22 protein-coding genes are annotated in these 26889 nt (G+C 70.6%); 10 read left to right on the forward strand and 12 right to left on the reverse strand.

Annotated features, from left to right (window positions below):
* Positions 1 to 86: 86 nt before the first annotated feature.
* The 3 genes from ABEA77_RS10430 (at position 87) to ABEA77_RS10440 (ending at position 3060) form a co-directional block, all read left to right on the forward strand.
* The gene (locus tag ABEA77_RS10430; protein WP_345644389.1) at positions 87 to 1166 is read left to right on the forward strand and encodes a ParA family protein; all 1080 of its coding nucleotides are present in this window, start codon (positions 87 to 89) and stop codon (positions 1164 to 1166) included.
* Positions 1163 to 2266 (forward strand): ParB/RepB/Spo0J family partition protein, encoded by a 1104-nt coding sequence (locus tag ABEA77_RS10435; RefSeq protein ID WP_345644392.1) that lies wholly within the window; start codon positions 1163 to 1165, stop codon positions 2264 to 2266. The genes ABEA77_RS10430 and ABEA77_RS10435 overlap by 4 nt, the downstream gene beginning before the upstream one ends.
* A gap of 176 nt (positions 2267 to 2442) precedes the next feature.
* Entirely contained in the window at positions 2443 to 3060 is a 618-nt protein-coding gene (locus ABEA77_RS10440) for a GNAT family N-acetyltransferase (RefSeq protein ID WP_345644395.1), read from the forward strand.
* A 130-nt stretch (positions 3061 to 3190) separates the two neighbouring features.
* Here the strand turns inward: ABEA77_RS10440 and trxA are convergent, their stop codons facing one another.
* The 7 genes from trxA to ABEA77_RS10475 all read right to left on the reverse strand — a co-directional run bounded on the left by trxA (position 3191) and on the right by ABEA77_RS10475 (position 12950).
* Positions 3191 to 3523, reverse strand: coding sequence for a thioredoxin (gene trxA / locus ABEA77_RS10445; RefSeq protein WP_345644398.1), 333 nt, complete (start codon positions 3521 to 3523; stop codon positions 3191 to 3193).
* A gap of 48 nt (positions 3524 to 3571) precedes the next feature.
* Positions 3572 to 4564 (reverse strand): thioredoxin-disulfide reductase, encoded by a 993-nt coding sequence (trxB, locus tag ABEA77_RS10450; RefSeq protein ID WP_345644401.1) that lies wholly within the window; start codon positions 4562 to 4564, stop codon positions 3572 to 3574.
* A 127-nt stretch (positions 4565 to 4691) separates the two neighbouring features.
* Complete coding sequence (locus ABEA77_RS10455; RefSeq protein WP_345644404.1) at positions 4692 to 5747, reverse strand: anti-sigma factor family protein; 1056 nt, start codon at positions 5745 to 5747, stop codon at positions 4692 to 4694.
* Positions 5744 to 6448, reverse strand: coding sequence for an RNA polymerase sigma factor SigM (gene sigM, locus ABEA77_RS10460; RefSeq protein ID WP_345644407.1), 705 nt, complete (start codon positions 6446 to 6448; stop codon positions 5744 to 5746). Before sigM ends, ABEA77_RS10455 begins: the two co-directional genes overlap by 4 nt.
* A 24-nt stretch (positions 6449 to 6472) precedes the next feature.
* Positions 6473 to 8188 carry a protein kinase family protein gene (locus ABEA77_RS10465; protein WP_345644410.1) on the reverse strand — a complete coding sequence of 572 codons (1716 nt, stop codon included), beginning with the start codon at positions 8186 to 8188 and terminating at the stop codon, positions 6473 to 6475.
* A 120-nt stretch (positions 8189 to 8308) separates the two neighbouring features.
* Entirely contained in the window at positions 8309 to 10522 is a 2214-nt protein-coding gene (gene murJ / locus ABEA77_RS10470) for a murein biosynthesis integral membrane protein MurJ (RefSeq protein WP_345644413.1), read from the reverse strand.
* 46 nt (positions 10523 to 10568) lie between these two features.
* On the reverse strand, positions 10569 to 12950 hold the full coding sequence (locus ABEA77_RS10475; RefSeq protein ID WP_345644416.1) for a DUF6049 family protein: 2382 nt from the start codon (positions 12948 to 12950) through the stop codon (positions 10569 to 10571).
* A 255-nt stretch (positions 12951 to 13205) separates the two neighbouring features.
* Here ABEA77_RS10475 and ABEA77_RS10480 point away from each other — a divergent pair, with 255 nt between their 5' ends.
* Positions 13206 to 14678: a CCA tRNA nucleotidyltransferase gene (locus tag ABEA77_RS10480; RefSeq protein WP_345644419.1), complete on the forward strand. Its 1473-nt coding sequence runs from the start codon at positions 13206 to 13208 to the stop codon at positions 14676 to 14678.
* A gap of 161 nt (positions 14679 to 14839) precedes the next feature.
* On the opposite strand, the gene ABEA77_RS10485 is transcribed toward ABEA77_RS10480, so the two are convergent.
* Positions 14840 to 15922: an inositol-3-phosphate synthase gene (locus ABEA77_RS10485; protein ID WP_345644422.1), complete on the reverse strand. Its 1083-nt coding sequence runs from the start codon at positions 15920 to 15922 to the stop codon at positions 14840 to 14842.
* Positions 15923 to 15981: 59 nt separating this feature from the next.
* Positions 15982 to 16740, reverse strand: coding sequence for a PadR family transcriptional regulator (locus tag ABEA77_RS10490; RefSeq protein WP_345644425.1), 759 nt, complete (start codon positions 16738 to 16740; stop codon positions 15982 to 15984).
* 436 nt (positions 16741 to 17176) lie between these two features.
* Between ABEA77_RS10490 and ABEA77_RS10495 the strand changes: the two genes are divergently transcribed.
* Complete coding sequence (locus ABEA77_RS10495) at positions 17177 to 19879, forward strand: transglycosylase domain-containing protein (protein WP_345644428.1); 2703 nt, start codon at positions 17177 to 17179, stop codon at positions 19877 to 19879.
* 139 nt (positions 19880 to 20018) lie between these two features.
* The gene (locus ABEA77_RS10500) at positions 20019 to 21557 is read left to right on the forward strand and encodes a glycosyltransferase family 87 protein (protein WP_345644431.1); all 1539 of its coding nucleotides are present in this window, start codon (positions 20019 to 20021) and stop codon (positions 21555 to 21557) included.
* Positions 21558 to 21705: 148 nt separating this feature from the next.
* On the opposite strand, the gene ABEA77_RS10505 is transcribed toward ABEA77_RS10500, so the two are convergent.
* The 3 genes from ABEA77_RS10505 to ABEA77_RS10515 form a co-directional block, all read right to left on the reverse strand.
* Positions 21706 to 22737 (reverse strand): alanine racemase, encoded by a 1032-nt coding sequence (locus tag ABEA77_RS10505; protein WP_345644434.1) that lies wholly within the window; start codon positions 22735 to 22737, stop codon positions 21706 to 21708.
* A 105-nt stretch (positions 22738 to 22842) separates the two neighbouring features.
* On the reverse strand, positions 22843 to 23979 hold the full coding sequence (locus ABEA77_RS10510) for a lipid II:glycine glycyltransferase FemX (RefSeq protein ID WP_345644437.1): 1137 nt from the start codon (positions 23977 to 23979) through the stop codon (positions 22843 to 22845).
* A gap of 406 nt (positions 23980 to 24385) precedes the next feature.
* Complete coding sequence (locus tag ABEA77_RS10515) at positions 24386 to 24694, reverse strand: hypothetical protein (protein ID WP_345644439.1); 309 nt, start codon at positions 24692 to 24694, stop codon at positions 24386 to 24388.
* A 259-nt stretch (positions 24695 to 24953) separates the two neighbouring features.
* Here ABEA77_RS10515 and rpsF point away from each other — a divergent pair, with 259 nt between their 5' ends.
* The 4 genes from rpsF (at position 24954) to rplI (ending at position 26723) form a co-directional block, all read left to right on the forward strand.
* Positions 24954 to 25244, forward strand: coding sequence for a 30S ribosomal protein S6 (rpsF, locus tag ABEA77_RS10520; RefSeq protein ID WP_345644442.1), 291 nt, complete (start codon positions 24954 to 24956; stop codon positions 25242 to 25244).
* Positions 25245 to 25366: 122 nt separating this feature from the next.
* On the forward strand, positions 25367 to 25948 hold the full coding sequence (locus tag ABEA77_RS10525) for a single-stranded DNA-binding protein (protein WP_345644444.1): 582 nt from the start codon (positions 25367 to 25369) through the stop codon (positions 25946 to 25948).
* A 73-nt stretch (positions 25949 to 26021) separates the two neighbouring features.
* A complete protein-coding gene (gene rpsR, locus ABEA77_RS10530; RefSeq protein ID WP_003967857.1) occupies positions 26022 to 26258 on the forward strand; it encodes a 30S ribosomal protein S18 in 237 nt (78 codons plus the stop codon).
* An 18-nt stretch (positions 26259 to 26276) separates the two neighbouring features.
* The gene (gene rplI / locus ABEA77_RS10535; RefSeq protein ID WP_345644447.1) at positions 26277 to 26723 is read left to right on the forward strand and encodes a 50S ribosomal protein L9; all 447 of its coding nucleotides are present in this window, start codon (positions 26277 to 26279) and stop codon (positions 26721 to 26723) included.
* Positions 26724 to 26889: the final 166 nt, after the last annotated feature.

Raw genomic sequence — 26889 nt, forward strand, 5'->3', positions numbered from 1 at the left:
AACCCCTCGGACGGGGCACGGAGTTGTCCACAGAGGGGCTTTCCTCCACAGAACAACGGGCCTCGCTGGTTCGCCGCCCCCAAAGCATGGCAGGCTCTGTTCATTGCGAGTCTGAAGTCGAGGAGAGTGAATCCTTGCGGTCCGACGCCAACATCGCGGGACCGATGGCCGATCCGGTCCCCGGTCCCCGTACCGAGCCCGTGGGGGACGATGTTTCACGTGAAACACCGCCCCCGATGGACGACACCCCCATCGGCAGAGCCGCCCAGCTCGCAGTGGAGGCGCTGGGTCGCGCCGGCGAGGGGCTGCCACGCCCCGAGCAGACGCGCGTCATGGTGGTCGCCAACCAGAAGGGCGGCGTGGGTAAGACCACCACCACGGTGAACCTGGCCGCCTCCCTGGCGCTGCACGGCGCGCGCGTGCTGGTGGTGGACCTGGACCCCCAGGGCAACGCCTCCACCGCGCTGGGCATCGACCACCACGCCGAGGTGCCCTCCATCTATGACGTCCTCGTGGAGAGCAAGCCGCTCTCCGAGGTCGTCCAGCCGGTGCCGGACGTCGAGGGCCTCTTCTGTGCCCCCGCCACCATCGATCTCGCCGGCGCGGAGATCGAGTTGGTGTCGCTGGTGGCCCGCGAGAGCAGGCTCCAGCGCGCGATCTCCTCGTACGAGCAGCCGCTGGACTACGTCCTGATCGACTGCCCGCCCTCCCTGGGCCTGCTCACCGTCAACGCGCTGGTGGCCGGCGCGGAGGTACTGATCCCGATCCAGTGCGAGTACTACGCGCTGGAGGGTCTGGGGCAGTTGCTGCGCAACGTGGAACTGGTCCGCGGCCACCTCAACCCGGCCCTGCACGTCTCCACGATCCTGCTCACGATGTACGACGGCAGGACGCGACTGGCCTCCCAGGTCGCCGACGAGGTGCGCAGCCACTTCGGCGAGGAGGTCCTGCGGACCAGCATCCCCCGCTCAGTGCGGATTTCCGAGGCCCCCAGCTACGGGCAGACGGTGCTGACCTATGATCCCGGATCGAGCGGCTCGCTGTCCTACCTCGAAGCGGCACGCGAGATCGCGTTGCGCGGGGTCGGTATCCGCTACGACGACCGCACGGCCCACCAGGGCGACCCGAACAGCCGGCAGAGCATGTCAGAGGGGATCATCCAGTGAGCGAACGACGCAGGGGGCTGGGGCGGGGGCTCGGCGCGCTGATTCCCGCTGCCCCGCAGGAGCCGGTGCCGGCGTCCGGGGACGAAACCTCTTCGGGGGCGGCCCTGTTGACCGCGGAGCGAGGCGTGGCGGCGGCGAAGGTCGCCTCGCTGCCCGCTGCCACCACCTCCCCGGAGTCCGAGCCGTCCGGCGGGCGGCCCGCCGACGAGCCGGCCCAGGAGAGCCCGAACACGGTGGCGGGCGCGCACTTCGCGGAGGTGCCGATCGGCTTCATCACGCCGAACCCACGGCAGCCCCGTGAGGTCTTCGACGAGGACGCACTCTTCGAACTGGTCACCTCCATCAAGGAGGTCGGGCTGCTGCAGCCGGTCGTCGTGCGGCAGACCGGGCCCGAGCGCTACGAGCTCATCATGGGTGAGCGGCGCTGGCGCGCTTGTCGCGAGGCGGGCCTTGAGCGCATCCCCGCGATCGTGCGGGCCACGGACGACGAGAAGCTGCTGCTGGACGCGCTGCTGGAAAACCTGCACCGCGCACAGCTCAACCCGCTCGAAGAGGCCGCGGCCTACGACCAGTTGCTCAAGGACTTCCACTGCACGCACGACCAGCTCGCCGACCGGATCGGTCGCTCGCGCCCCCAGGTCTCCAACACCCTGCGGCTGCTGCGGCTCTCCCCCTCGGTCCAACGGAGGGTCGCGGCCGGGGTCCTGTCGGCCGGCCACGCTCGCGCGCTGCTGTCCGTGGAGGACTCCGAGGAGCAGGACCGCCTCGCCCTGCGCATCGTGGCGGAGGGCCTTTCGGTGCGGGCCGTCGAGGAGATCGTCCAGCTGATGGGTGACAGCCCCACGGCGACACCCAAGGCGAAGGGGCCGCGGGCCGGCGCCCGCGTCTCCCCCGCGCTCTCCGAGCTGGCGACGCGGCTCTCGGACCGCTTCGAGACCCGGGTGAAGGTCGACCTCGGACAGAAGAAGGGCAAGATCGTGGTCGAGTTCGCCTCGATGGACGATCTGGACCGCATCCTCGGCACGCTGGCCCCCGGAGAGGGACGCGTCATGGACCACGCGCGGTCCGAGGAGGCAGAGGAGAACGACGACGAGGGCTGAGCCGCCGCTCCCGCCGCCGAGGGCGGGTCGTGCGCCGGGACATCACCGGCGCGCGACCCGCCCTTTGCTCGCTCTCTGTGTCTCGGAGGCGGGTGCCTGGATACGATGCGATCTGTGCCCCCTGGGCCCGGCCTGTGCTCCCGGGCGCACGGGCGAGGAAGCGAGGAACAGCTTTCATGGGACGTCGGCTCGTACCGCTCACTCTGGACAACCTCTCCGACCTTCCGGGCCCCTGCCGCTCGTGCGTGTTCTGGGAGCTGGACCCGGTCCGCGGGGAGGCTGCCGTGAACGGCGGCACGGCCGAGGACGAGAAGGAGGCCTGGATCTCGTCCGTCCTGCTGGAGTGGGGATCCTGCGGCCGCGTCGCCTATGTGGACGAGGTCCCGGTCGGGTTCGTGCTCTACGCGCCGCCTGCCTATGTGCCGCGCTCCACGGCGTTCCCGACGAGTCCGGCCTCCCCCGACGCCTGTCTGCTGATGGCCTCGCGGATCATTCCCGCGTACCAGGGGCAGGGCATCGGGCGGGTCCTGGTACAGACCGTCGCGAAGGACCTCATCCGCCGTGAGTTCAAGGCGATCGAGGCGTTCGGCAACGCCCGATGGCAGCGGCCCGCCTGTGTGCTGCCCGCCGACCATCTGCTGGCGGTGGGGTTCAAGACGGTGCGCTCGCACCCCGCGTATCCGCGGATGAGGCTGGAGCTGCGCTCCACCCTCTCCTGGAAGGACGACATGGAGATGGCGCTGGACCGGCTCCTCGGCGCCGTGCAGAAGGAGCCCGTGCTGCGTCCGCTGTGAGGACGGCCCGCGCCGTCGGGCTTCCGGCCCTCGCGTCGGCGGATCCCAGCGTGCCGAAACGGCCCGCCCCCGACGGGGAGCGGGCCGTTTCACGTGAAACATCGCCACCGCCGGGGGTGGCGGGAGCGGATCACTGGCTGATGAAGGTCTCCAGGTCGCGCACGAGCGCGGCCTTCGGCTTGGCGCCGACGATGGTCTTGGCGACCTCGCCGTTCTGGTAGACGTTCAGCGTCGGGATCGACATGACGCCGTACTTGGCGGCGGTCGCCGGGTTCTCGTCGATGTTGAGCTTGACGATCTGGATCTTGTCACCGTGCTCGGCGGCGATGGCCTCGAGCGACGGAGCGATCTGGCGGCACGGCCCGCACCACTCGGCCCAGAAGTCGACCAGCACGGGCTTGTCGCTCTTGAGGACGTCCTGCTCGAACGTGTCGTCGGTTACATGCTTCAGGTCGCCGGCCACGGCGGCCTCCTTCACTCGTGGGTGTGGGGTGGGATGGTCGGGGGTGGATCAGACCGTGGCGGTCTGACCCGGCACGGGGGTCTTCTCGGGCTCCGGCGTCTCCTCGCTGTCGCTCAGCGCAGCGAGGTAGCGCTCGGCGTCCAGCGCGGACGAGCAACCGGTGCCCGCGGCGGTGATCGCCTGGCGGTAGGTGTGGTCGACCACGTCGCCGGCGCCGAAGACACCCGGGAGGTTGGTCCTGGTCGTGGGGGCGTCCACCGTGAGGTAGCCCTCGTCGTCCAGGTCCAGCTGGCCCTTGAACAGCTCGGTCCTCGGGTCGTGACCCACCGCGATGAACAGACCCGTCACGGCCAGCTCGGAGGTCTCGCCGGTCTGGGTGTCGCGCAGGGTCAGGCCGCTGAGCTTGGGGTCGCCGTGAATCTCGGCAACCTCCTTGTTCCAGGCGAAGGTGATCTTCGGGTCGGCGAAGGCGCGGTCCTGCATGGCCTTGGAGGCGCGCAGGGTGTCACGGCGGTGCACGATCGTCACGGACTTGGCGAAGCGCGAGAGGAAGGTGGCCTCCTCCATCGCGGTGTCGCCGCCGCCGACCACGACGATGTCCTGGTCCTTGAAGAAGAAGCCGTCACAGGTCGCACACCACGAGACACCGCGGCCGGAGAGCTCGTCCTCGCGGGGCAGCCCCAGCTTGCGGTAGGCGGAGCCGGTCGCGACGATCACGGCCTTGGCGCGGTGCACGGTACCCGCCGTGTCCGTGACGGTCTTGATGGCACCCGTCAGGTCCACCTCGACGATGTCGTCGGGCACGAGTTCCGCGCCGAACCGCTCGGCCTGGGCCTTCATGTTGTCCATGAGGTCCGGGCCCATGATCCCGTCCTGGAACCCGGGGAAGTTCTCCACCTCGGTGGTGTTCATCAGCGCACCACCCGCGGTGACGGCACCCTCGAAGACCAGCGGCTTCAGCGACGCACGCGCGGTGTACAGCGCGGCCGTATAGCCGGCCGGCCCGGAGCCAATGATGATCACGTTACGGACGTCGCTCACGGGTTCTTCCTCGTCTCTGGAGACTGCCTGCTGCCTCATCGGGACCAGTTCAAGGACTGTCATCCCACCCAACGGATACTACGGGCCGCGCATTCCCGGACAAGACGTCGGCACGAAGGGCCTCTGGTCAGCGGCGGGGCAGGGTCTCCGTCTCCAGGACCGCGCCCTTGACGGGTGGGGTCGCCCCCACGCAGGACGAGTCGATCACATAGACCCGGACCGTGGTGTCGTCCGAGGGATTGGCCAGGACGAGGAGGTAGGCGGGCGTCCCCCGGTAGGTGCCCTGCTGGGCGGCGAGGACGGCCTCCGTGCGGCCCGTCCCCTGCTGGACACAGCGCGGCACCTCCGGGAGGGCCTGCATCAGTGGCTGATTGGTCGCGGCGCCCGTGTCCGCCGAGTTGCTCTGGGTGCCGGGTGCGGACCGCGGGGTGCCGCTCGGCTTCGCGGTCAGAAGGGTGTCGACGCGGGTCTCCAGCCGGGAGCCTGAGAACTCGTCGGCGTTCGCCGTGGCACTCGCCCGGGACGACGCGGGACGGTCCGCCGACGTGACCGGCGTCTTCCCGTCCGTCCCCTGGAAGAGGAGGACGCTCGCGCCGATCACGGCTACGCCGAGAGCCGCCCCGAGGGCGACGCTCCGGCGGCGGCGCGGGGTCCTGCCGGGACCGGTCGCGTTGCGGCCCGGGCCGGTGGTCGAGCGGCCCTGGGTTCCGGGAGTGCGTGAGGAGCGCGATGTTTCACGTGAAACATGGGGCCCGCCGACCGTGGAGACGGCCTCCGAAGCGGTTCCCGCCTCCTCTGGCTCGGTGGCCTGCCCGTCGCTACGCGCGTCACCCCGCCCGAGGCGCTCGACGGTGGCCGAGGAACGGTCATCGGCGGCCCCGTTCTCCGGGAGGGCACGGGGGCCGTGGAGAGCTGGGGGCTGTCGTGTGGAGTCGAGCAGGGCCTCCGCCGCCAGAGCGGCGTCGATGCGCTCGGCCACATCGGTCGGAATGGGCGAGGAAGCGGGCAGCGTGCCGAGCAGGTTCCGGATCTCCCGCAGCGAGCGGTGGATGTCCGCGCAGTCCGCGCACTCGTCGAGGTGCCGGCCGATCTCCGCGGTGCGGGACGGAGGAAGGAGTCCCTCGGTGTAGTCGGAGATCTCCTCGACGTCCGGGTGCCGGTCCCTGTCGGACGGGGAAGTCACGCGCGTCCACCTCCGCCCTTCACCGCTGCCGGATCGCCCGGTTCCGTCGAGTTCTGTCCCGTCGTGGGTGGGACGGAAGCCCCGGGTGTCCGGTTCCGTCCCCCGGTCCGCCGGACCGTGTCGCCCGCGTCACTTCTGAGGTGGCTGAGGAGCGGCAGGAGGCGGGCTCTGCCTCGCGCGCAGCGGCTCTTGACCGTGCCGCTCGGCACCCCGAGGACACGGGCCGCCTCCGCGACGGGATAGCCCTGCATGTCCACCAGCACGAGGGCGGCCCGCTGGTCAGGGGGGAGCTTCGCCAGCGCCGCGAACAGTTGGCGGTGGAGGTCCTGGCGCTCCGCGGGGGCCTCGGCCGACTCGTGCGGTCCGAGGAGCTGCTCCATGCGCTCGGTGTCGTCCACCGGGATGGTACGGCGGCTCGCCGTCTTCCTGACGCGGTCGAGGCAGGCGTTCACGGTGATGCGGTGCAGCCAGGTGGTGACGGCGGACTGGCCCCGGAAGGTGTGGGCGGCCCGGAAGGCGGAGACCAGGGCGTCCTGCACGGCGTCGGCGGCCTCTTCGCGGTCGCCCAGCGTGCGCATCGCGACGGCCCACAGCCGGTCGCGGTGGCGGCGGACGAGTTCACCGAAGGCGTCCGGATCGCCGTCGACATGGGCGGCCAGGAGGTCCTGGTCGCTCACGTCGGTGAGTGCGGCGTCGTCCAACGGTGAGCCCCTCCCCTGATCCGGTCAGCTGGTGACGTGGATCTCCGAGACCGAGCCCCGGTAACCGCCGTCGCCGACCGCCGGAAGTTTGGTCAGCCAGACCAGAACGTACCGCGACTTCACCGGAGTGGAAGGCTTCAGCTGTACTTTCTCACCGGTTCCCTCGGCAATCTTCGTGAACCCGTCGAGCGAGGCCGGGCTCGCGCCGGCGTCGGCGGACGCGGCCCTCAGCTCGACGGACGTCTGCCCGACGAAGTCGACCGTGACCGATCCGACCTGCTGGACGCTGCCGAGGTCCAGGACCAGGCCGACCCCGGGCTTCAGATTCCCGAAGGTCGGCTCACCGATGTAGCGCTTGGTCTCCCAGGAGGTGGCGGAGTTGCCGTCGTACGCCTTCGGCACGTCCCCGGGGTTCTCCGACCCGTCGCCCGGCGGGGGGTCGAAGTCGTGGGCCCCGGTGATGGCCAGGGGCTTCGAGGCGGCGGCCTTGTCGCCGTCGTCCTTGGTGACCTTCGAAGGCGGCGGTGAGTCGTCGTCGCGGTGGCTCAGCACCCGGTCGGCGATCTGCCAGCTGCCGAGGCCGAGGGCCACGATCACCAGGGCGGAGACCACCCACTTCAGAAGCCTGCCGGGACGCGTCTGGAGCGGGGGCGGCGGCACGATCGGCGGTGCGACGACCGTGCTGCGCGGGCCCGGCTGCGGCGTCCCGTAGCTGCCCTGCTGGTAGGTGGTCCGCTGGTAGTCAGGGGGTGCGGTGAAGGCAGGCTCGGGCGGCCTGATGCGGGGCATCTCCGCCACGGCCTTCGCGAGTTCGTCGGGTGTGGTGCAGGGCGGCTCCTGGCGTGACGCCGTGGCGCCGTCGTTGGCGAGGGCCCGCATGGCGAGTTCGGAGAGACCCCGGTGGATGCCCGCCCGCACCTGGTCGGGTGGGAGGAGCCCGACGCCCTTCGGCAAGCCGGTCAGCCCGTAGGCGTCGGTCTCGTAGGGCCACCGCTGGGTCAGGGAGGCGTAGAGGAGGGCACCGATGGCCTCGGTATCGGCGCGCTGCGGGCGGTCCGCGGTGATGCCGCGCAGTGCGGCGTTCACCGCGAGGCCGCGGATGCGGTACTGACCGCCCGAGGTGCGCAGCACGGCGCCGGGCGTCAGCCGCAGGTGCGCCAGTCCCTCGCGGTGGGCCGCCGCCATGGCCTGGGACACCTGGCTGACGAGTTGGTAGGCGTCATGGGCCTCCAGGGGCCCCGAGGCGAGGAGCGCGGTGAGTTCGACCGCGTCGGGCAGCCATTCGTGGACGACATAGACGAGGTCGTTCTCCTCGACGGCGTCGAGGACCTGCACGAAGCGGGGATCGCCGAGGAGCGCGGAGGACCGGGCGGCCGCCAGCACGGAGCGGGCGCGGGGGTGCTCGGCGGGGAGGATGTGCACACCGACCGCGCGGCGCAGCTTCTCGTCGACGGCACGCCAGCTGCTGAATCCGTCCAGACGGGTGACGCACTCCTCCAGACGGTAGCGTCTGGCCAGCTTGTGGCCGCTGTGCAACTCGGGCGCCACGAGGTCCTGTCCGGCCTCGCCGGCCTCGTCGCTCGTGTCGGGTGCTGTCGCGCCCGCGGACTGCTCCGCGCTGTCCTGGGCTTCCGCCGCCCCGTCGGCCGTGGTCTCCTCCGCCGTGTCCTGCTGGGCGGACAGCGGCTCGTCGCCACCGTTGTCGGCCACGTCGACGGCAGCCGTGCTACGTTCCGCCACCGTCGCTCCTGCCTCCCCATCCGTTGCGCACTGTTCAACAGCCAAGCCAATTGTGCCCGCAGTACGGTGCTATGCACGACACACGGTGCCCGGCGATGGTTGTGCCCGGCTCGTCGCCCGCTACCGCCCCAGGCGGCCGCGCACCATCCCGACCATGCCGTTCAGCTCCTCGATCCGCATCTTCTTGGCCCCGACGTAGAAGAGAGCCAACATCAGGATGCCGCCGACGAGCAGAGCGATGAACGCTCCTCCGGCGCTGGTGCCGACCACGTGCAGGAGCCCGAAGCCGGCGACTCCCGCGACCACCGCGGCGGGCACGGCGGCCATGCACAGCCGGGCATAGGTCCGCACGACCCGGCTTCCGTCGAGATCGCCGCCCATGCGCTTCTTGAGCCTCCGCCAAGCCACGCCCACGCCCACCGCGTAGGCGAGTCCGTACGACCCCGCCATGCCGACCACGGCCCACCGGTGCGGAAGCACCAGGGCGCACGCGCCCGACGCGGCCGCGTTGACCGCGGCGACGATGACCGTGTTGTAGAAGGGCGTGCGGGTGTCCTCGTAGGCGTAGAAGCCGCGCAGGACGACGTACTGGATCGAGTAGGGGATCAGCCCGAGTCCGAAGGCCATGAGGATGAACCCGATGTTGCGTGCGCCGTCCGCGTCAGCGGCCGCGTAGAGCAGGCTCGCGAGCGGCACGCCCAGAGCCACGAACGCGAAGGCGCAGGGCACGATCGCGACCGCCGACGTGCGCAGGCCGTAGGAGATGTCGTCCCGCACGGCGCCGGTGTCGCCGTCGGCCGCGGCGCGTGCGATGCGCGGCAGCACCGCGGTCATGATCGACACGGTGATGATGGCCTGCGGCATCTGCCACAACAGCAGGGCGTTGTTGTAGCCCGCGATGCCGGTGCCGGACTGGCCCTGTTTCTCGGCGAGCGTGCCGGCCCAGGTGGCCAGTTCCGTCACCACGATCAGCCCCAGCTGATTGGCGAGGACGAAGAAGAAGGTCCACTTGGCGAGACCCGCGGCCTTGCCGAGGCCGTGGCCGCGCCAGTCGAATCGCAGTCGGATCTTGAAGCCGGCCTGCCGCAGGTACGGGATCATGGAGAGCGCCTGCACGGCGAGGCCGAGCAGGGTGCCGAGGCCGAGCAGCCGCACGCCCTCGGGCGGGATGTTCGACGCCTGGACGCCCGAGTGGCTGGACGTGCCGAATGCCCAGATGAACGCGCCGAACGTGGCGATGACGATGATGTTGTTGAGGACCGGGGTCCACATCATCGCGCCGAACCGCTCGCGGGCGTTCAGGATCTGGCCCATCACCACGTGCACGCCCATGAAGAACATGGTCGGCAGGCAGAAGCGGGCGAACTCGATGGCGACCTGGTTGGTGGCCGGGTGGTCCACGTACGTGGGGGACATTACCCGGATCAGCAGGGGAGCGCCGAGCACGCAGAGGGTCGTCACGCCGGCGAGCAGGACGACCACCAGAGTCAGCAGGCGGTTCGCGTACGCCTCGCCGCCGTCGTCGTCGTTCTTCATCGCGCGCACGAGCTGCGGGATGAACACCGCGTTGAGCGCGCCGCCGCCCACGAGGACGTAGATCATTGTGGGCAGGGTGTTGGCGACCTGGTAGGTGTCGTTGAGCGTGCCGACACCGATGGCCGCGGCCATCACCAGGGTGCGCAGGAAGCCGGTCAGGCGGGAGACGATCGTCCCGGCCGCCATGATCGCGCTCGACTTCAGCAGGCTGGCGGCCTTGCCGCCCGACTTCGCGGGCCTCGGGGCCGCGGGCTGCTCGGGTTCGGGCTCGGTGGGGGCCGGGGGCGCGCCCGCCTGCTGGTCGCGGTAGAGGTGGGCGAACGCGTCAGGGTGCTGCGGTTCTGTGCCGGCGCGGGTCACCAGGTCGTCGACGCCGGTGAACTGCATGGTCCTGTCGTCGTCGTAGGACTCCTGCGCGGCGTTCTGCGCCCAGACCCTCGGGTCGGGGCCGTAGTGCTGCTGCTGGGGCTGCGGCCGGTACAGCTGCTGGGTGGCGTCCGCGGGTGCGCCGGGCGCCTGCGGCGGGTGCGCCGCGCGGTCCTGGAGGGCGTCGGTCACCGGGTCCTGGGACGAGCGCTCCCGGGCCCAGTACGGGTCCTCCCGGTACGCCTCCTGGACGTACGGGTCCCCGGGCTGGGGGCCGTAGGGAGGTTGGGGCTGCTGCTGGGTGTGCTGCTGGTCCGGGGGATACGGCTGCTGGGCGTACGGATCGCCCTGCGCGGGCGGTGGTGCGGGGCGCTGCCCCGCGGGGTCGCTGCCCGTGCCAGGGCCGCGCTCACCGTCGTACGGCGCGTTCATGGATTACCCCACCTCATCGTCCCGGGCCGGCCGGCCACGACATCGCTCAACGGTCCACCTTCTCACCCGAGCCCGACGGTGCCGGGTTTCCAGGTCGGGTGTCCACTGCGGGGTCACTCGGCTGCTCGCCGTCCGAGCCGTTCGCGGGGCCGTCGCCAGGATCGTCCGCGGGGCCGTCGCCGGGCCCGCTCTCCGGACCGTCGCCCCGTGCTTCCTGAGCTGCCGCGCGGCGGGCGGCAGCGCGCTTGCGCCTGCTGTACATCTTGACGCCCGCGAAGACGAGCAGCAGCACACCGCTCGCGATGACCAGCATGGCGGTGGGGGTGATCTCCGAGACCTTGACCTCGAAGGTCATCTTCTGGCTGTAGGGGCGGCCGTCCTGGGTGAACAGCTGCGCGCTGACCTCGACCGGACCGTTGGCGTTGCCCGTGCCGGTGAATTTCACGGACTGGCTGTGGCCGCCGCCGACCTTGATCGGCTGGTCCGCCACGGCCTTGTCGCCGTCGAGCTTGAGGCGGGTGGGCTTGCTCGACGAGAGCCGCAGCACCAGGTGCTGGACGTCCTGGAGGAGCTTGTTCTGGACCGTGACGGGGATGGTCGCGCTCGCCCCTGAGAGCGTCAGGTCGGACTTGGGTACGAGCAGCACCTCGCCCTTGAGACCGTCCAGATAGGCCCGCACCGATCCCCGGTAGGCGCTCGCCCGCGGGGCGTCGCCCCGCCAGGAGGTCGACATCGACCGCTCCTGGGCGTTCGCGAACGGCGCCTCGACCCGGTCGGGGGCACTGAGGATGTCCGTGAAGCGGGTGAGCAGGTCCTGGGTGTCCTGGATCTGCTGGAACGCCGAGGTCGGGAGCTCCTGCTTGCGCAGGCTCCGCGGGTAGCGGGACTGCGGGGGGACGCGGGTGTTCGCGTTCGGGTCGGGGGTGGCCGAGGCCGCGTCCATCAGGTTCTGCGGCTCGGTCCAGCGCTCCGAGTCCAGCCCGTGCAGAGCGGCGGCCATCGCCTGGACCTGCCCCGCGTTCGGCATCCGCTGGGGCGCGACGACGATGCTGCGCTGCTTGTCCGGCTCCTGCTGGGTCAGGGCGAGCGACTGGGCGAGGAACCGCTGCACCGCGAGCGTGGAGGCGGAGGCCGTCGTCAGATCGCCCTGGAAGGAGGTGGAGAGCCTGGTGTCGGCGACGACCGCCGTCGTACCGCCGCCCACGGGCCGTGCCGCGGTCGGCGTATAGGGCAGGTCGTCGACGAGGCTGTCGCCGCGGGCGATCACCTTGTCGGCGCCCGCGGAGGTCGCCACGTCGACGATGGAGGGGTCGACCGCCCCGTCGACCGGCCAGGCGAAGTCCGTGGACGGCGTGACATGGAGGATCGTGTCCACGGTGGTCGCGGCGACCTGGGTGGCCGGCTGGAGGTGGCTGAGCCCCCCGGACACGCCCCGCCCGGTGTGGGCCAGGGACGCCAGGTCCGGGTCCGCGAACGGCAGGGCGACCACCGGGTGGTGCTGCACGGCCTTCTCCAGCGAGTTCAGCCACTCGTTGGCAAGCTGCTGGTTCTTGCCGGGGACCGTGGTGTTCCCCTTCTTGACGCGGTACTTGTGCGTCATCGCGTCGACCGTGGCCAGCAGATCGGGATCGATGACCCAGGTGACGGGCAGCTGGCTGCCGAGGGCCACCATCTGCTGGAGCCGTCCGCCGGGCGCCAGGTCGGCCGCGAGGTCGTCGTTGTCGAAGACGGGCGTCTGCTGCTCGTCCGCCCCCGTCTGCGCCGACAGGTGGATCGTGGAGACCATCGGCCACAGGAAGGTCAGCTGCGTCTTCTTGTCCGTGGGCTCGGGCTGCCACGGCAGGAACGTGCGCTGTATGCCGAGCACGTGGTCCCAGGGCTCCTGGGCGGTCTCGCCCGAGAGGGAGACGCCGAGCTGGTAGATGCCGCTCTCGTCGAGGCCGAGGTCGCTGACGGGCACCGAGAGGGCGAAGTCCTGGCGCGCCCTGCCCGGCAGATGCGCGATCTTGACGCGGTACTTGCCGCCCAGCGGCGCGACCTGGACCGCGGTGCCCGCCGACGCGTTCGCGGCGGCGTCGATGGCGCTGCGGCCGGAGAGACGGGGGCCGACCCGCAGGTCGACGTCCGCGTCGTCGATGGTGGTCTTCCCGCGGTTGGTCACGGTGCCTGAGATCGTGAGGGTGTCGCCCTTGACCGGCGCGCTCGGCGAGAGGGTGTTGAGGGCCACGGCGACGGTGCCGTCACCGCCCGCCTTCACCGGCGCGGACGCCGGTTCCGGTGCCGCGGGGATCGCCGTGTGCGCGGCCTGGGCGGTGCCCGCGAGCAGGCCCGCGAGGAGTGGCGCCCCGGCGGTCAGGGCCGCTGTGCGCCGCAGCCACCGACGGGCAGCGCTGTGGCCCGTCCCCCGGAAGTGTGCCGCATCGGCCACGCGCTCGTCCGTCCCTCGTCCTCGTTGGCTGCCGCTGGTGATCTGTCGTTCGGTGCGTCCACGCATGGTAACGATGGGCGCTGTGGCGAAGTGCTGGGGAGTGTTCCACGAGATCGTGAAGACTCTCATGCCTGGTGGCGCGACCGCACACCGAGGCGGCGGGGGCGCGGGCGAAACCCGTTGATACCCGTCGATGTACGGGATACCGGAAACCGGAGCGGACCGCGTCCTTCGCGGCACGTACGCTTTCCTGTTGTGCCGAACGCCAACGAAGACAATCCCCGTGCACTGAATCAGGTGCAGAGCCGCGCGGTCAGTGAACTGCTGCGGGTGTCCCCCGTCGCCGACGTCCTGGCGCTCCGGTTCCAGGAGGCGGGCTTCTCGCTCGCCCTGGTGGGCGGGTCGGTACGGGACGCCCTGCTCGGCCGGCTCGGCAACGACCTGGATTTCACCACCGACGCCCGGCCGCAGGACATCCTGAAGATCGTGCGCCCGTGGGCGGACGCCGTGTGGGACGTGGGGATCGCGTTCGGCACCATCGGCTGCCGTAAGACCGCCCGGGTGGACGGTACGGAGCAGGACTTTCAGATCGAGGTGACGACGTACCGCTCCGAGGCGTACGACCGGACGTCGCGCAAACCCGAGGTGTCGTACGGCGACTCCATCGAGCAGGATCTGGTGCGCCGCGACTTCACGGTGAACGCGATGGCGCTCGCGCTGCCCCGGAAGGAGTTCATCGATCCGCACGGAGGCCTCGACGACCTCGCCCGGCGCGTGCTGCGGACCCCGGGGACCGCCGAGGAGTCCTTCTCCGACGACCCGCTGCGGATGCTCAGGGCCGCGCGCTTCTCGGCGCAGCTGGACTTCGAGGTCGCCGCGGACGTGGTCGCCGCCATGACGGATATGGCCGACCGGATCGGGATCGTCTCGGCCGAGCGGGTACGGGACGAGCTGAACAAGCTCCTGCTGTCCGGGCACCCCCGCAAGGGCCTGGCCCTGCTCGTCGACACCGGTCTCGCCGCGCGAGTGCTGCCCGAGCTGCCGGCGCTGCGGCTGGAGAGCGACGAGCACCACCGGCACAAGGACGTGTACGAGCACTCGCTGACCGTTCTGGAGCAGGCCATCGACCTGGAGGAGGACGGGCCCGACCTGGTGCTGCGCCTCGCCGCGCTCCTGCACGACGTGGGCAAGCCCCGTACGCGCCGCTTCGAGGAGGACGGCCGGGTCTCCTTCCACCACCACGAGGTGGTGGGAGCGAAGCTCGTGAAGAAGAGGATGACCGCCCTCAAGTACCCGAACGACATGGTCAAGGACGTCTCCCGGCTGGTGGAGCTCCACCTGCGCTTCCACGGCTACGGATCGGGGGAGTGGACGGACTCCGCCGTACGCCGCTATGTACGGGACGCGGGACCGCTGCTCGGCCGACTGCACAAGCTGACCCGTTCGGACTGCACTACTCGCAACAAGCGCAAGGCGGCCGCGCTCTCCCGCGCCTACGACGGCCTTGAGGAGCGGATCGCGGAACTCCAGGAGCGGGAGGAGCTCGACGCGATCAGGCCGGACCTCAACGGCAACCAGATCATGGAGATCCTGGACATCGGGCCCGGCCCCGCGATCGGCGCGGCCTACTCGTTCCTGTTGGAGCAGCGGCTCGAACAGGGGCCCATGGAGCACGACGAGGCCGTGGCGGCGCTGAAGAAGTGGTGGGCGGAGCGCCAGGGTGCCTGAGGACGCATGACGTGGGGGTGGGGCGATGTTTCACGTGAAACATCGCCCCACCCCCACGTCACGGGCACCGGCCCACGCGATGTTTCACGTGAAACACGGGCGCCCGCACGCGCGTGGGCCCCGGGGGACGCCGCCCCCGGGGCCCACGGCCGATCACGGGGTCAGCGCTCGACCTCGCCGCGGATGAACTTCTCCACGTTCTCGCGGGCCTGGTCGTCGAAGTACTGGACCGGCGGCGACTTCATGAAGTAGCTCGACGCGGAGAGGATGGGGCCGCCGATGCCGCGGTCCTTGGCGATCTTCGCGGCGCGCAGCGCGTCGATGATGACGCCCGCGGAGTTCGGGGAGTCCCAGACCTCGAGCTTGTACTCCAGGTTGAGGGGAACGTCGCCGAACGCGCGGCCCTCCAGGCGGACGTAGGCCCACTTGCGGTCGTCCAGCCAGGCCACGTAGTCGGACGGGCCGATGTGCACGTTGTCGGCGCCCAGGTCGCGGTCGGGGATCTGCGAGGTGACGGCCTGCGTCTTGGAGATCTTCTTGGACTCCAGGCGCTCGCGCTCCAGCATGTTCTTGAAGTCCATGTTGCCGCCGACGTTGAGCTGCATCGTACGGTCGAGGACCACGCCGCGGTCCTCGAACAGCTTCGCCAGGACGCGGTGGGTGATGGTCGCACCGACCTGCGACTTGATGTCGTCGCCGACGATCGGCACGCCCGCCTCGGTGAACTTGTCCGCCCACTCCTTGGTGCCCGCGATGAACACCGGCAGCGCGTTGACGAACGCGACCTTGGCGTCGATGGCGCACTGGGCGTAGAACTTCGCCGCTTCCTCGGAGCCCACGGGCAGGTAGCAGACGAGGACGTCGACCTTGCGGTCCTTGAGGATCTGGACGATGTCGACCGGCTCCTCGTCGGACTCCTCGATGGTCTGGCGGTAGTACTTGCCCAGACCGTCCAGGGTGTGGCCGCGCTCGACCTTCACGCCGGTGGAGGGGACGTCGCAGATCTTGATGGTGTTGTTCTCGCTGGCACCGATCGCGTCCGCCAGGTCGAGGCCGACCTTCTTGGCGTCGACGTCGAAGGCGGCGACGAACTCGATGTCCCGCACGTGGTAGTCGCCGAACCGTACGTGCATGAGACCCGGCACCTTGCCCGCCGGGTCGGCGTCCTTGTAGTACTCGACGCCCTGCACGAGCGACGAGGCGCAGTTGCCGGCGCCGACGATGGCTACGCGAACCGAACCCATTCCGGTTGCTCCCTGTGTGTGATCGGTGTTCCCGATGAGGCTCCGCGCGAGGCGGGGCCTCACTTGGTCCTGTCGTCGGACGGACCGGGGCCGGGGCGCCGCGAGGGAGAACCCTCGGCAGATGCGGCGCCCCGGCTCCGGGGCAGACCGTCCGTGTGGTCGGTGGTGTCGCGGGGTGTGCGGTGCCCGGCCGCGGCCGACGGGCCGGGATCGCCGGCTCCGGCCGCGCCACCGGGTTCGGCGGCTCCCCGCCGAACCCGGCCGGCCCGCTCGCTCTCGATGAGCTCGTTGAGCCAGCGCACCTCACGCTCCACGGATTCCATCCCGTGCCGCTGGAGCTCCAGCGTGTAGTCGTCGAGGCGCTCACGGGTGCGGGCGAGCGAGCCCCGCATCTTCTCCAGGCGCTCCTCAAGGCGGCTCCTGCGCCCTTCGAGGACCCGCATGCGCACCTCGCGCTCGGTCTGGCCGAAGAAGGCGAACCGTGCCGCGAAGTGCTCGTCCTCCCAGGCGTCGGGCCCGGCGTGGGCGAGCAACTCCTCGAAGTGCTCCTTGCCCTCGGCCGTCAGCCGGTAGACGATCTTGGCCCGCCGCCCGGCGAGGGACGCCGCGAGGGCGTCCTCAGGGGCGCTGCCCGGTTCCTCGATCAGCCAGCCGTTCGCCACCAGGGACTTCAGGCACGGGTACAGCGTCCCGTAGCTGAACGCCCGGAAGATGCCCAGCGACGTATTGAGCCGCTTGCGCAGCTCGTAGCCGTGCATGGGGGACTCGCGCAGCAGGCCGAGAACGGCGAATTCGAGAATTCCCGAGCGCCTGCTCATGCCTGCCCCTTTCGTCGTCCTGAGTGGCCGACGAGGCGCTTGCCGCGCGCTGACATGTCGCCCTGATGTATCGACTCGATACATCCCGACGATAGAGGTGTGGGGCGCATGCGACAAGAGGGGGACTCGTGAACGCGATCACATCGTCAATTCACAGCATCCAAGTTGCCTGTTTTGGGGTGAACTTCGGGCCTCAGTGGGTTTTGACCGTGCGTAGTCTGTGCGGCATGCAGACCACCGGGAACCCAGCGCCGCAGGGGAGCACGGACCGTCCGGGCTCTCCCGGGCCCTGGGGGCCACGGCCGAGGGGGCCGCGTCGGCGGCGTCCGCCGCGGCGAGCACGCCTCGCCGCCGGGGCCGTCCGTGGACAGCACGGGGGACCGGAACCCACCTGCCGCTTCCAGGCGTCCGCGCCTGCCCGAGGAGTAGTCGTTCGATGAGCGAGCACCGTCGCAAACCGCCGCAGCCGCAAGGCGGCGGACGTGCCGCGGCCAGGCGCGCAGCACAGCAGCCGTCCGGCCGCCGCGCCGCCCCCTCCCGAGGCGAGGCCTCGGCGTCCCGCACCGGATCCGCCGGGCCCGCCGGCGGCGCACACCGCCCGGGCCCGCACGGTGAGGGCGAGCAGCCGTACGCCGGCCGCGCGGCCGCCCGTAGAGCCGCCCAGCGCGGCGGCCGCAGGCGCGGCGCCGATCCCGGAGGCCGGGGCAGGGGGCGCGGGCCGGGCAAGAAGCACTTCATCGACTATCCGCGCTATGACAAGTACGGGTGGCGCCGCTGGGTGCCGTCCTGGAAGCTCACGAGCGCCCTCTGCCTCGCCTTCTTCGGCTCGCTCATCGCCGCAGGCTCGGTGGCGTACGCGCTGGTCGGACTGCCGCAGCAGAGTCTCGCCTCCAAGGCGGAGAACAACGTCTACTACTGGTCGGACGGGACCCCGATGGTCTCCACCGGTGGCGAGGTCAACCGGCAGATCGTCACCATCGACCAGATCCCGAAGGCCATGCAGGACGCCGTGGTCTCCCAGGAGAACAAGACCTTCTACACGGACTCGGGCGTCGACCCGCAGGGCATCGCGCGCGCCGTCGTCAACATGGCGAAGGGCGAGGAGACCCAGGGCGGCTCGACGATCACCCAGCAGTACGTGAAGAACGCGCTGCTCGGCGACCAGAGCCAGACCCTGAGCCGCAAGTTCAAGGAGATGTTCATCGCGCTCAAGGTCGGGACGAAGCTCGACAAGCGGCAGATCCTGCAGGGCTACCTCAACACCTCCTACTTCGGCCGTGGCGCGTACGGCATCCAGGCCGCGGCCCGTACGTACTTCGGGGTGAACGCCAAGGACCTCAACCCGAGCCAGTGCTCCTTCCTCGCCGCGCTCCTCAAGGGCGCCACGCTCTACGACCCCGCGGGCAACGCGGACCTGAACCCGCAGGCCACCCCGCAGGGCAACACCGCGCGCATGACGTTCCGCTGGAAGACGACGCTGGATCAGATGGTCCAGAACGGCTATCTCCAGCCCGCGGAGCGCGCCAAGTACACGAAGCTGCCCGCCTGGCAGCCGCTGAAGAAGTCCGCGCAGCTCAGCGGGCAGGTCGGCTATCTCGTCGACCTCGCCAAGGCGTACTTCGCCAACAACAACACCCAGGGCATCACCTCGGACGACCTGTCGAAGGGCGGGTACGAGATCTACACGACCTTCGACAAGAAGAAGGTCAAGCAGCTCACCGACGCCGTCGAGAAGGTCCGCAAGGAGAACATCGACCCGAAGAAGCGGCCAGGGCAGGACAAGTACGTCCAGTTCGGCGGCGCGTCCGTGGACCCGCAGAGCGGGAAGATCGTCGCGATCTACGGCGGTGAGGACGCGACCCAGCACTTCACCGACAACGCCGACTTCACCGGTGCCCAGGTCGGCTCGACCTTCAAGCCGTTCGTCCTGGCCGCGGCGATGGAGCACGGCAGGCGCGACCCCACTCTCGGTCCTGACCAGCCCGACTCCGAGCGCACCCCGGTCAACCCGGACAAGAGCCGCTACCCGGGCAAGAACCTGCTTAAGATCAAGAACTACACGGGCCAGGTCTGGACCGACAAGGACGGCAAGGAGTGGCTCCAGGCGAACGACGAGGGCTACAGCCAGCCCTCGATCAGCCTGCGCGAGGCCATGCGCGAGTCGGTGAACTCGGCGTTCGTCCAACTCGGCATGGACGTCGGCATCCCCACCATCCGTGACGAGGCCGTCAAGGCGGGCCTCTCCCCCGACCAGCTGAGCAAGTCGGACGTGCCGTCGTTCTCCATCGGCATCTCCGACCCGAGCGCGATCCGCATGGCCGGCGCGTACGGGACCTTCGCCCAGCACGGCAAGCAGCGCGACCCGTACTCGGTGGAGAAGGTGCTCAAGAACGGCCGGGAGATCTACCACCACCAGGACAAGCCCACCCAGGCCATGCCAGCGCAGGTCGCGGACAACGTGACCGATGTCCTGCGGACCGTCGTCGACAAGGGCACCGGTACGAACGCCCAGGTCACCGGGCGGGAGATCGCGGGCAAGACCGGTACGACCGACGAGAACAAGTCCGCCTGGTTCGTCGGCTACACCCCGCAGCTCTCGACCGCCATCGACATGTACAGGATGGATGACAACGCGAGCAGCAAGGACCGCAAGTTCCTGTCGATGTACGGCACCGGCGGCCAGAAGACCATCCACGGCGCCTCGTTCCCCTCGGCGATCTTCAAGGACTACATGACCGCCGCGCTCGAAAACGCGCCGGTCCTGAAGTTCCCGAAGCCGGAGCCGATCGGCGACGCGGTCTACGGCGGCGGCCTGCACTCCCCGCCGCCCTCGCCGTCCATCTCGCCCACCACCTCCCCGTCGTCGTCCCCGTCGACCTCGCCGAGCCCGACGAACTCCGAGCCGGCTCCCCCGTCGCCCTCCGACTCGTGCACGTCGTTCTTCGGCTGCTCCGACGACGGCGGCCAGAACGGCGGCAACGGCGGAGCCGACGGCGGCACGGACGGCGGTGGTGACGGCGGCACCGGCGGCCAGTCGCCGCCCGCCTCGCCCCCGGGCGGTGACACCGGCGGCACGGGCACCGGCGGCGACGACGGCGGTACCGACGACGGCGGCCTGTTCGGCGGGACGAACTCCTAGTCCGCCGGTCCGCCCCCCCCACGAGGCCGGCCGGCCTCACGCGGCCACGGGGGCCGTCGCTCCGCTTCCGCACCGACGTACGGAACCGGATGCGGCGGCCCCCGCCGTGTCGTCAGGTCTGTACGGCAGGATGGGCGCCATGCCGAGCGCAGAAGACACCTCCGTGCCCCCCGGTACGTCCCTCGCGCCCCAGGAGCCGCCGGACGTCGCGCCGACCCGCCGCGACCGGATCGCCGCGGCCGGCAGCGAGCTGATCGGCGGCCCGTTCGGCCGGTGGGCCGTGCCGGGGGGCGGCTGGTGGACCCCGGTGCGGGTCGTCGCCCTGGTCGCGATCGGGATGTTCGCGCTCGGCATGGTCCAGAAGCTGCCCTGCTACGACTGGGCGTGGTTCCGCGGCGCGAGCTCGCAGTACACCCGCGCCTGCTACTCGGACATCCCGCACCTCTTCCAGGCGCGCGGGTTCTCCGACGGCCTCGTGCCGTACTTCGACCGCCTGAACGGCGACATGGACTACCTGGAGTACCCCGTACTCACCGGCCTGTTCATGGAGGTCGCCTCCTGGATCACCTCGCTGTTCACCTCGGGCGACGGCGACCTGATGGGGCGCGAGCAGGCGTACTGGATGGCCAACGCGGCGATGCTGCTGGTCTGCGCGGTGATCATCGCGGTGTGCACGGCTCGCACCCACCGGCGCCGCCCCTGGGACGCGCTGCTCGTGGCGCTCGCCCCCGCCTTCGCCCTGACCGCCACCATCAACTGGGACCTGCTCGCGGTCGCCCTGACCGCCGCCGCGATGCTGATGTGGACACGGGGGCGCACGGTCGCGTTCGGCATCCTCATCGGCCTCGCCACCGCGGCCAAGCTCTACCCGGTGCTGATCCTCGGGCCGCTGCTGGTGCTGTGCTGGCGGGCCGGCAGGTTCCGCGCGTTCGGGACGGCGCTGCTCGGCGCGGCAGGCGCCTGGCTCGTGGTGAACCTGCCGGTGATGCTGCCGGCCCCCGAGGGGTGGAAGAAGTTCTACACGTTCAGCCAGTCCAGGCCGGTGGACTTCGGCTCGTTCTGGCTGATCATCAGCCAGCGCACCGGCGCGTTCAACGGTGACGTGCACCCGGTCAACACGTACTCGATCGTGCTCATGGTGCTGGCCTGCGCGGGCATCGCGGCGCTCGCGCTCGCGGCTCCGCGCAGGCCGCGCTTCGCGCAGCTCGCGTTCCTGGTCGTCGCCGCGTTCATCCTGACCAACAAGGTCTACTCGCCGCAGTACGTGCTGTGGCTCGTGCCGCTCGCCGCGCTCGCGCGGCCGCGCTGGCGCGACTTCCTCGTCTGGCAGGCGTGCGAGGTCATGTACTTCCTCGGCATCTGGATGTACCTCGCGTACACGACCAGCGGTGACGCCCACAAGGGCCTGCCCGCCGCGGGCTACCAGCTGGCCATCGCGCTGCACCTGGCGGGCACGCTGTACCTGTGCGCCCTGGTCGTACGGGACGCCCTGCTGCCCGAGCGCGACCCCGTACGGGCCGACGGCGCGGACGACCCTTCCGGCGGTGTGCTCGACGGGGCGCCCGACGTGTTCGTCGTCGGCGAGGCGGCCCGCGGCAGGCGCACGGCGGAAGAACCCGTCCCCCGGATCGGCGGCGCCGACGAGGCGGCCGAGCGGGACGCCGTCTCCGGGCGCTGAGGGGCCGGAGCCCCGGGATCCGGCCGCAGGGCGCCGCCGGGCCTCACGGCCTCGCACGGCGGCCGGCGCCCGCCGGGCGCCCTTCCCGCGTCGAGCGGCGGTCTCAGTGGCCTCAAAGGCCCCAGCGGTCTCAGTGGCCCCGGTGGCCTCAGCGGTCGACGATCCGGTCGTACTGCGTGGTCGTGTGCCGCAGGATCGCCACCAGCTCGTCCCCGACCTTCGGCTCCTCCGCCTCCGAGGGCACGAACAGGATCGACACCTGCATGTGCGGGGGCTCCGCGAACCACCGCTGCTTGCCCGCCCAGACGAACGGGGACAGATTGCGGTTCACCGTCGCGAGCCCGGCCCGCGCCACACCCTTCGCCCGCGACGTCATGCTGTGCAGCGCCTTCGGGGCCTCCAGGCCGACGCCGTGCGACGTGCCGCCCGCGACGACGACGAGCCAGCCGTCCGAGGCGGCGCGCTGCTGCCGGTAGCCGAACCGGTCGCCCTTGACCACGGGGGTGACGTCGAGGACGGCGCCCCGGTACTCCGTCGCGTCGTGGTCGCCGAGCCACAGCTTGGTGCCGATGCGCGCCCTGAACCGGGTCTGCGGGAACTGCTGCTGGAGCCGTGCGAGCTCGTCGGCCTTGAGATGGCTCACGAACATGGTGTGCAGCGGCAGCCTGGCCGCCCGCAGGCGGTCCATCCAGGAGATGACCTCCTCCACGGCGTCCGAGCCGTCCGTGCGGTCCAGCGGCAGGTGGAGCGCGAAGCCCTCGAGCCGCACGTCCTCGATCGCGGCGTGCAGCTGCCCGAGCTCCTCCTCCTTGACGCCGTGGCGCTTCATGGAACTCATGCACTCGATGACGACACGGGCGCCGACCAGCGCGTACACGCCGTCGACCGACGAGACGGAGCGGATCACGCGGTCCGGCAGCGGCACCGGCTCCTCACCGCGCCGGAACGGCGTGAGGACCAGCAGGTCGCCACCGAACCAGTCCTTGATGTTCGCCGCCTCGTAGATCGTGCCGACGGCGAGCATGTCCGAGCCGAACCGGGTCGTCTCCTCGGCGAGCCGCTCGTGCCCGAAGCCGTACCCGTTGCCCTTGCAGACCGGGACGATGCCGGGGAACTGATCGATGACCGACTTCTGGTGCGCCCGCCAGCGCGCGGTGTCGACGTAGAGGGAGAGCGCCATGCCGGTCCTGAACCTTTCTCGCGGCTGCCGTTGCCGTCAGCTGGTCTGGATGGAGGAGTGGGGAGAGGGGCCGGGGAGGGGCCGCCCGGAACGGCCCCGGTCACGTCAGCGCCGCGACATATACATGTCGAGCGCCTTGTGGAGCAGCTTGTTCAGCGGGAAGTCCCACTCGCCGATGTACTCGACGGCCTCGCCGCCCGTGCCGACCTTGAACTGGATCAGGCCGAAGAGGTGGTCGGTCTCGTCCAGGGAGTCGGAGATGCCGCGCAGGTCGTAGACGGTCGCCCCCATCGCGTAGGCGTCCCGCAGCATGCGCCACTGCATCGCGTTCGACGGGCGGACCTCGCGCTTGTGGTTCGCGGAGGCGCCGTACGAGTACCAGACGTGGCCGCCCACGATCAGCATCGTCGCCGCGGCGACGTTCTCGCCCTCGTGCCGCGCGAAGTAGAGCCGCATGCGGTTGGGGTCCTCGGTGTTCAGGACCGTCCACATGCGCTCGAAGTACGACTGGGGGCGCGGCCTGAAGTGGTCGCGCTCCGCGGTGATCTCGTACAGCCGCTGCCACTCGGCCAGGTCGTTGTAGCCGCCCTGGACGACCTCGACGCCGGCCTTCTCGGCCTTCTTGATGTTGCGGCGCCACAGCTGGTTGAAGCCCTTGAGCACCTCGTCGAGCGAACGGTTCGCCAGCGGCACCTGGAAGACGTAGCGCGGCTGCACGTCGCCGAAGCCGGCGCCGCCGTCCTCGCCCTGCTGCCAGCCCATCTTGCGCAGCCGGTCGGAGACCTCGAAGGCGCGCGGCTCGATCTCCGTGGCCTCGACGTCCCGCAGGCGCTTGACGTCCGGGTCCTGGATGCCGGACTTGATCGCGGCCGCGTCCCAGCGGCGGATGACGACCGGCGGGCCCATCTTCACGGAGAAGGCGCCCTGCTGCTTGAGGTGGGCGAGCATCGGCTGGAGCCACTCGTCCAGGTTGGGCGCGTGCCAGTTGATGACCGGGCCCTCGGGCAGGTACGCGAGGTACCGCTTGATCTTGGGCAGCTGCCGGTACAGCACGAGCCCCACGCCGACCAGCTGGCCGGCGCCGTCGAACCAGCCGAGGTTCTCCGAGCGCCACTCCGTCTTCACGTCGGCCCACGCCGGGACCTGGCAGTGGCTGGCGGACGGCAGGCTCTGGATGTACGCCAGATGCTGCTCGCGGCTGATGGTCCGAAGGACCAGGCTCTTGCTCTGGGGCAGACTCATTCGGGGGCGCTCCTCGGCGGATGTGTCCCCAGCGGGTACGTGGGGCTCCGGGTCACGCGCCGAAGCCTACTGCGCCCGGCCCACGCCCTCACTGGGCGCTGCCACGTCCGGCCGGAGCCGAGGGGGTGGCGGGCGGCCGCGCCGCGCTGTCCGTCCGTGCGGCGGGCGGGTCCCGGCGCCGCGGCACCCGCGGCGCACGGGGAGCGGGGGCGTTGCGCCGTACGGGCACGCGCGCTCCGCGGGTCCGTGGCCGGTCGCGGGGGACGCGCGCGGGTTCCGCAGGTCAGGCGGTCGGAGAGGCAGACCTCTCGGAGGCGCTCGGAGCATGCGGACCGCTCGGAGCCGCGGACGGCTGAGAGCCAGGGCAGATCAGGGCAGGACGGGGCAGTCGGACCGCTGAGACCTCTCAGAGCACGAAGAGTCCTCCGTGGGCCATGCCGAGGAAGAAGCCGATCGCGGCGGCGCCGAGGCCGAGGATGGTGAGGAAGCGCTCGCGCGTGGTCACGGAGACGTACTGCGCGTACGCGCCGACGAGGATGCCGACCAGACCGACCCACGAGGTCAGCAGGCTGAGGCTGTGGAACCAGCAGGTGACGAAGGCGACGAGGCCGAGGATTAGGGTCGCGGCCGTCAGGCCGTCCTGGAGCGGGTGGGACCTGCCGTCACTGGCGAAGAGGGAGCCGCCCGACGACTTCGGATGCGTTACCTGTGCCATGAGGGACCTCCTGGCTCACCTGCGGCGCACCGTCGCGCCGCGCGGACCCGATGTACCCAGAGTGTGCCCGGGAACGAGCGGATTTCAACCGGACGCCCCTCTCCGGGTAGCCTGTACGGTCTGCGGCGGTGTCTGCCCAGGGCTGCCCGAGCCGGTCCCCGGCCGATGGTCAGCGGCGGCCGATACCGTTGCGTACGCATCACGACCCTCCTGCCACGGAACGACCGTGGCCGCCGAGTCCAAAGGAGGTGGGTTCCACATGCGTCACTACGAGGTGATGGTCATCCTCGACCCCGATCTCGAGGAGCGAGCTGTCTCCCCGCTGATCGAGAGCTTCCTTTCCGTTGTCCGTGAGGCCAACGGAAAGGTCGAGAAGGTCGACACCTGGGGCCGTCGTCGTCTCTCCTACGAGATCAACAAGAAGCCCGAGGGCATCTACTCGGTCATCGACCTGCAGGCCGAGCCTGCGGTCGTCAAGGAGCTCGACCGGCAGATGAAGCTCAACGAGTCGGTCCTCCGGACCAAGGTCCTCCGCCCCGAGACCCACTGAGCCACGGCTCAGCAGGACGGGCCCGCTGAACCCGGCATCCGGCCGGGTCAGGCAGGTCCCCGGGAGCGAGCAGTACACGAGTAGCAGCAGAGCCAAGCAAACCCGCGCCGAGAGGTTCATCCATGGCAGGCGAGACCGTCATCACGGTAGTCGGCAACCTTGTCGACGACCCCGAGCTGCGTTTCACGCCGTCGGGTGCCGCGGTCGCGAAGTTCCGCGTCGCGTCGACTCCCCGCATGTTCGACCGCCAGACCAACGAGTGGAAGGACGGCGAGAGCCTGTTCCTGACCTGCTCGGTGTGGCGGCAGGCCGCGGAGAACGTCGCCGAGTCGCTCCAGCGCGGCATGCGCGTCGTCGTGCAGGGCCGCCTCAAGCAGCGGTCGTACGAGGACCGTGAGGGCGTCAAGCGCACCGTCTTCGAGCTGGACGTCGAGGAAGTCGGCCCCAGCCTGAAGAACGCCACGGCCAAGGTCACCAAGACCACCGGCCGCGGCGGCCAGGGCGGTTACGGCGGTGGCGGCGGTCAGCAGCAGGGTGGCGGAGGCGGCGGCTGGGGCGGCGGCTCCGGTGGCGGTGCTCAGGCCGACGACCCCTGGGCGACCAGCGCCCCGGCCGGCGGCGGCCAGCAGGCCCCGCAGGGTGGCGGAGGCGGCGGCTGGGGCGGTGGCTCCGGTGGCGGCTACTCGGACGAGCCCCCCTTCTAGGAGGCTCCCCCGCTGAGGGGCCTCCAAGGAGTGGGCTCGCACTCACACTTCTTGATCACACAGGAGAAACACCATGGCGAAGCCGCCTGTGCGCAAGCCTAAGAAGAAGGTCTGCGCATTCTGCAAGGACAAGACCCAGTACGTGGACTACAAGGACACGAACATGCTGCGGAAGTTCATCTCCGACCGCGGCAAGATCCGTGCCCGCCGGGTCACCGGCAACTGCACCCAGCACCAGCGCGATGTCGCCACGGCCGTCAAGAACAGCCGTGAGATGGCGCTGCTGCCCTACACGTCCACCGCGCGATAAGGGAAGGGTGACCGCATCATGAAGATCATCCTCACCCACGAGGTCAGTGGCCTCGGTGCTGCGGGCGACGTCGTCGACGTCAAGGACGGCTACGCCCGCAACTACCTCGTCCCCCGCGGGTTCGCGATCCGCTGGACCAAGGGCGGCGAGAAGGACGTGGCGCAGATCCGCCGCGCCCGCAAGATCCACGAGATCGCCACGATCGAGCAGGCCAACGAGATCAAGGCCCGTCTCGAGGGCGTGAAGGTGCGTCTGGCCGTGCGCTCCGGCGAGGCTGGCCGCCTCTTCGGCTCCGTGACCCCCGCCGACCTCGCCTCGGCGATCAAGTCGGCCGGCGGTCCCGAGGTCGACAAGCGCCGCATCGAGCTCGGCGCACCGATCAAGAGCCTGGGCTCGCACCAGGTCTCGGTCCGGCTGCACCCCGAGGTCGCCGCGAAGCTCGGTATCGAGGTCGTCTCCGCCTGATCTGGCGGCGACGCCCCGGTGCCGCAGCTGGTGCCGTACGGGAAAGGGCCGTACCCCCTCGGGGGTGCGGCCCTTTCGCCGTCCCGCCGTGGGGCGCCGTCCCGCCGTGGGGCGGCTTCCCGATGGAGCAAGGGGCGATGTTTCACGTGAAACGGCCGGTCCGGGG

Source organism: Streptomyces tremellae (assembly GCF_039540215.1).
Lineage (GTDB): Bacteria > Actinomycetota > Actinomycetes > Streptomycetales > Streptomycetaceae > Streptomyces > Streptomyces tremellae.

Bases quoted from the DNA above. Each gene is read 5' to 3' on its own strand.
- ABEA77_RS10440 (WP_345644395.1), top strand. From the start codon at position 2,443: ATGGGACGTCGGCTCGTACCGCTCACTCTGGACAACCTCTCCGACCTT.
- ABEA77_RS10485 (WP_345644422.1), bottom strand. From the start codon at position 15,922: ATGGGTTCGGTTCGCGTAGCCATCGTCGGCGCCGGCAACTGCGCCTCG.
- ABEA77_RS10500 (WP_345644431.1), top strand. From the start codon at position 20,019: ATGCCGAGCGCAGAAGACACCTCCGTGCCCCCCGGTACGTCCCTCGCG.
- murJ (WP_345644413.1), bottom strand. From the start codon at position 10,522: ATGAACGCGCCGTACGACGGTGAGCGCGGCCCTGGCACGGGCAGCGAC.
- ABEA77_RS10510 (WP_345644437.1), bottom strand. From the start codon at position 23,979: ATGAGTCTGCCCCAGAGCAAGAGCCTGGTCCTTCGGACCATCAGCCGC.
- ABEA77_RS10525 (WP_345644444.1), top strand. From the start codon at position 25,367: ATGGCAGGCGAGACCGTCATCACGGTAGTCGGCAACCTTGTCGACGAC.
- rpsF (WP_345644442.1), top strand. From the start codon at position 24,954: ATGCGTCACTACGAGGTGATGGTCATCCTCGACCCCGATCTCGAGGAG.
- ABEA77_RS10515 (WP_345644439.1), bottom strand. From the start codon at position 24,694: ATGGCACAGGTAACGCATCCGAAGTCGTCGGGCGGCTCCCTCTTCGCC.
- ABEA77_RS10495 (WP_345644428.1), top strand. From the start codon at position 17,177: ATGAGCGAGCACCGTCGCAAACCGCCGCAGCCGCAAGGCGGCGGACGT.
- ABEA77_RS10490 (WP_345644425.1), bottom strand. From the start codon at position 16,740: ATGAGCAGGCGCTCGGGAATTCTCGAATTCGCCGTTCTCGGCCTGCTG.
- rpsR (WP_003967857.1), top strand. From the start codon at position 26,022: ATGGCGAAGCCGCCTGTGCGCAAGCCTAAGAAGAAGGTCTGCGCATTC.
- ABEA77_RS10430 (WP_345644389.1), top strand. From the start codon at position 87: ATGGCAGGCTCTGTTCATTGCGAGTCTGAAGTCGAGGAGAGTGAATCC.
- ABEA77_RS10505 (WP_345644434.1), bottom strand. From the start codon at position 22,737: ATGGCGCTCTCCCTCTACGTCGACACCGCGCGCTGGCGGGCGCACCAG.
- rplI (WP_345644447.1), top strand. From the start codon at position 26,277: ATGAAGATCATCCTCACCCACGAGGTCAGTGGCCTCGGTGCTGCGGGC.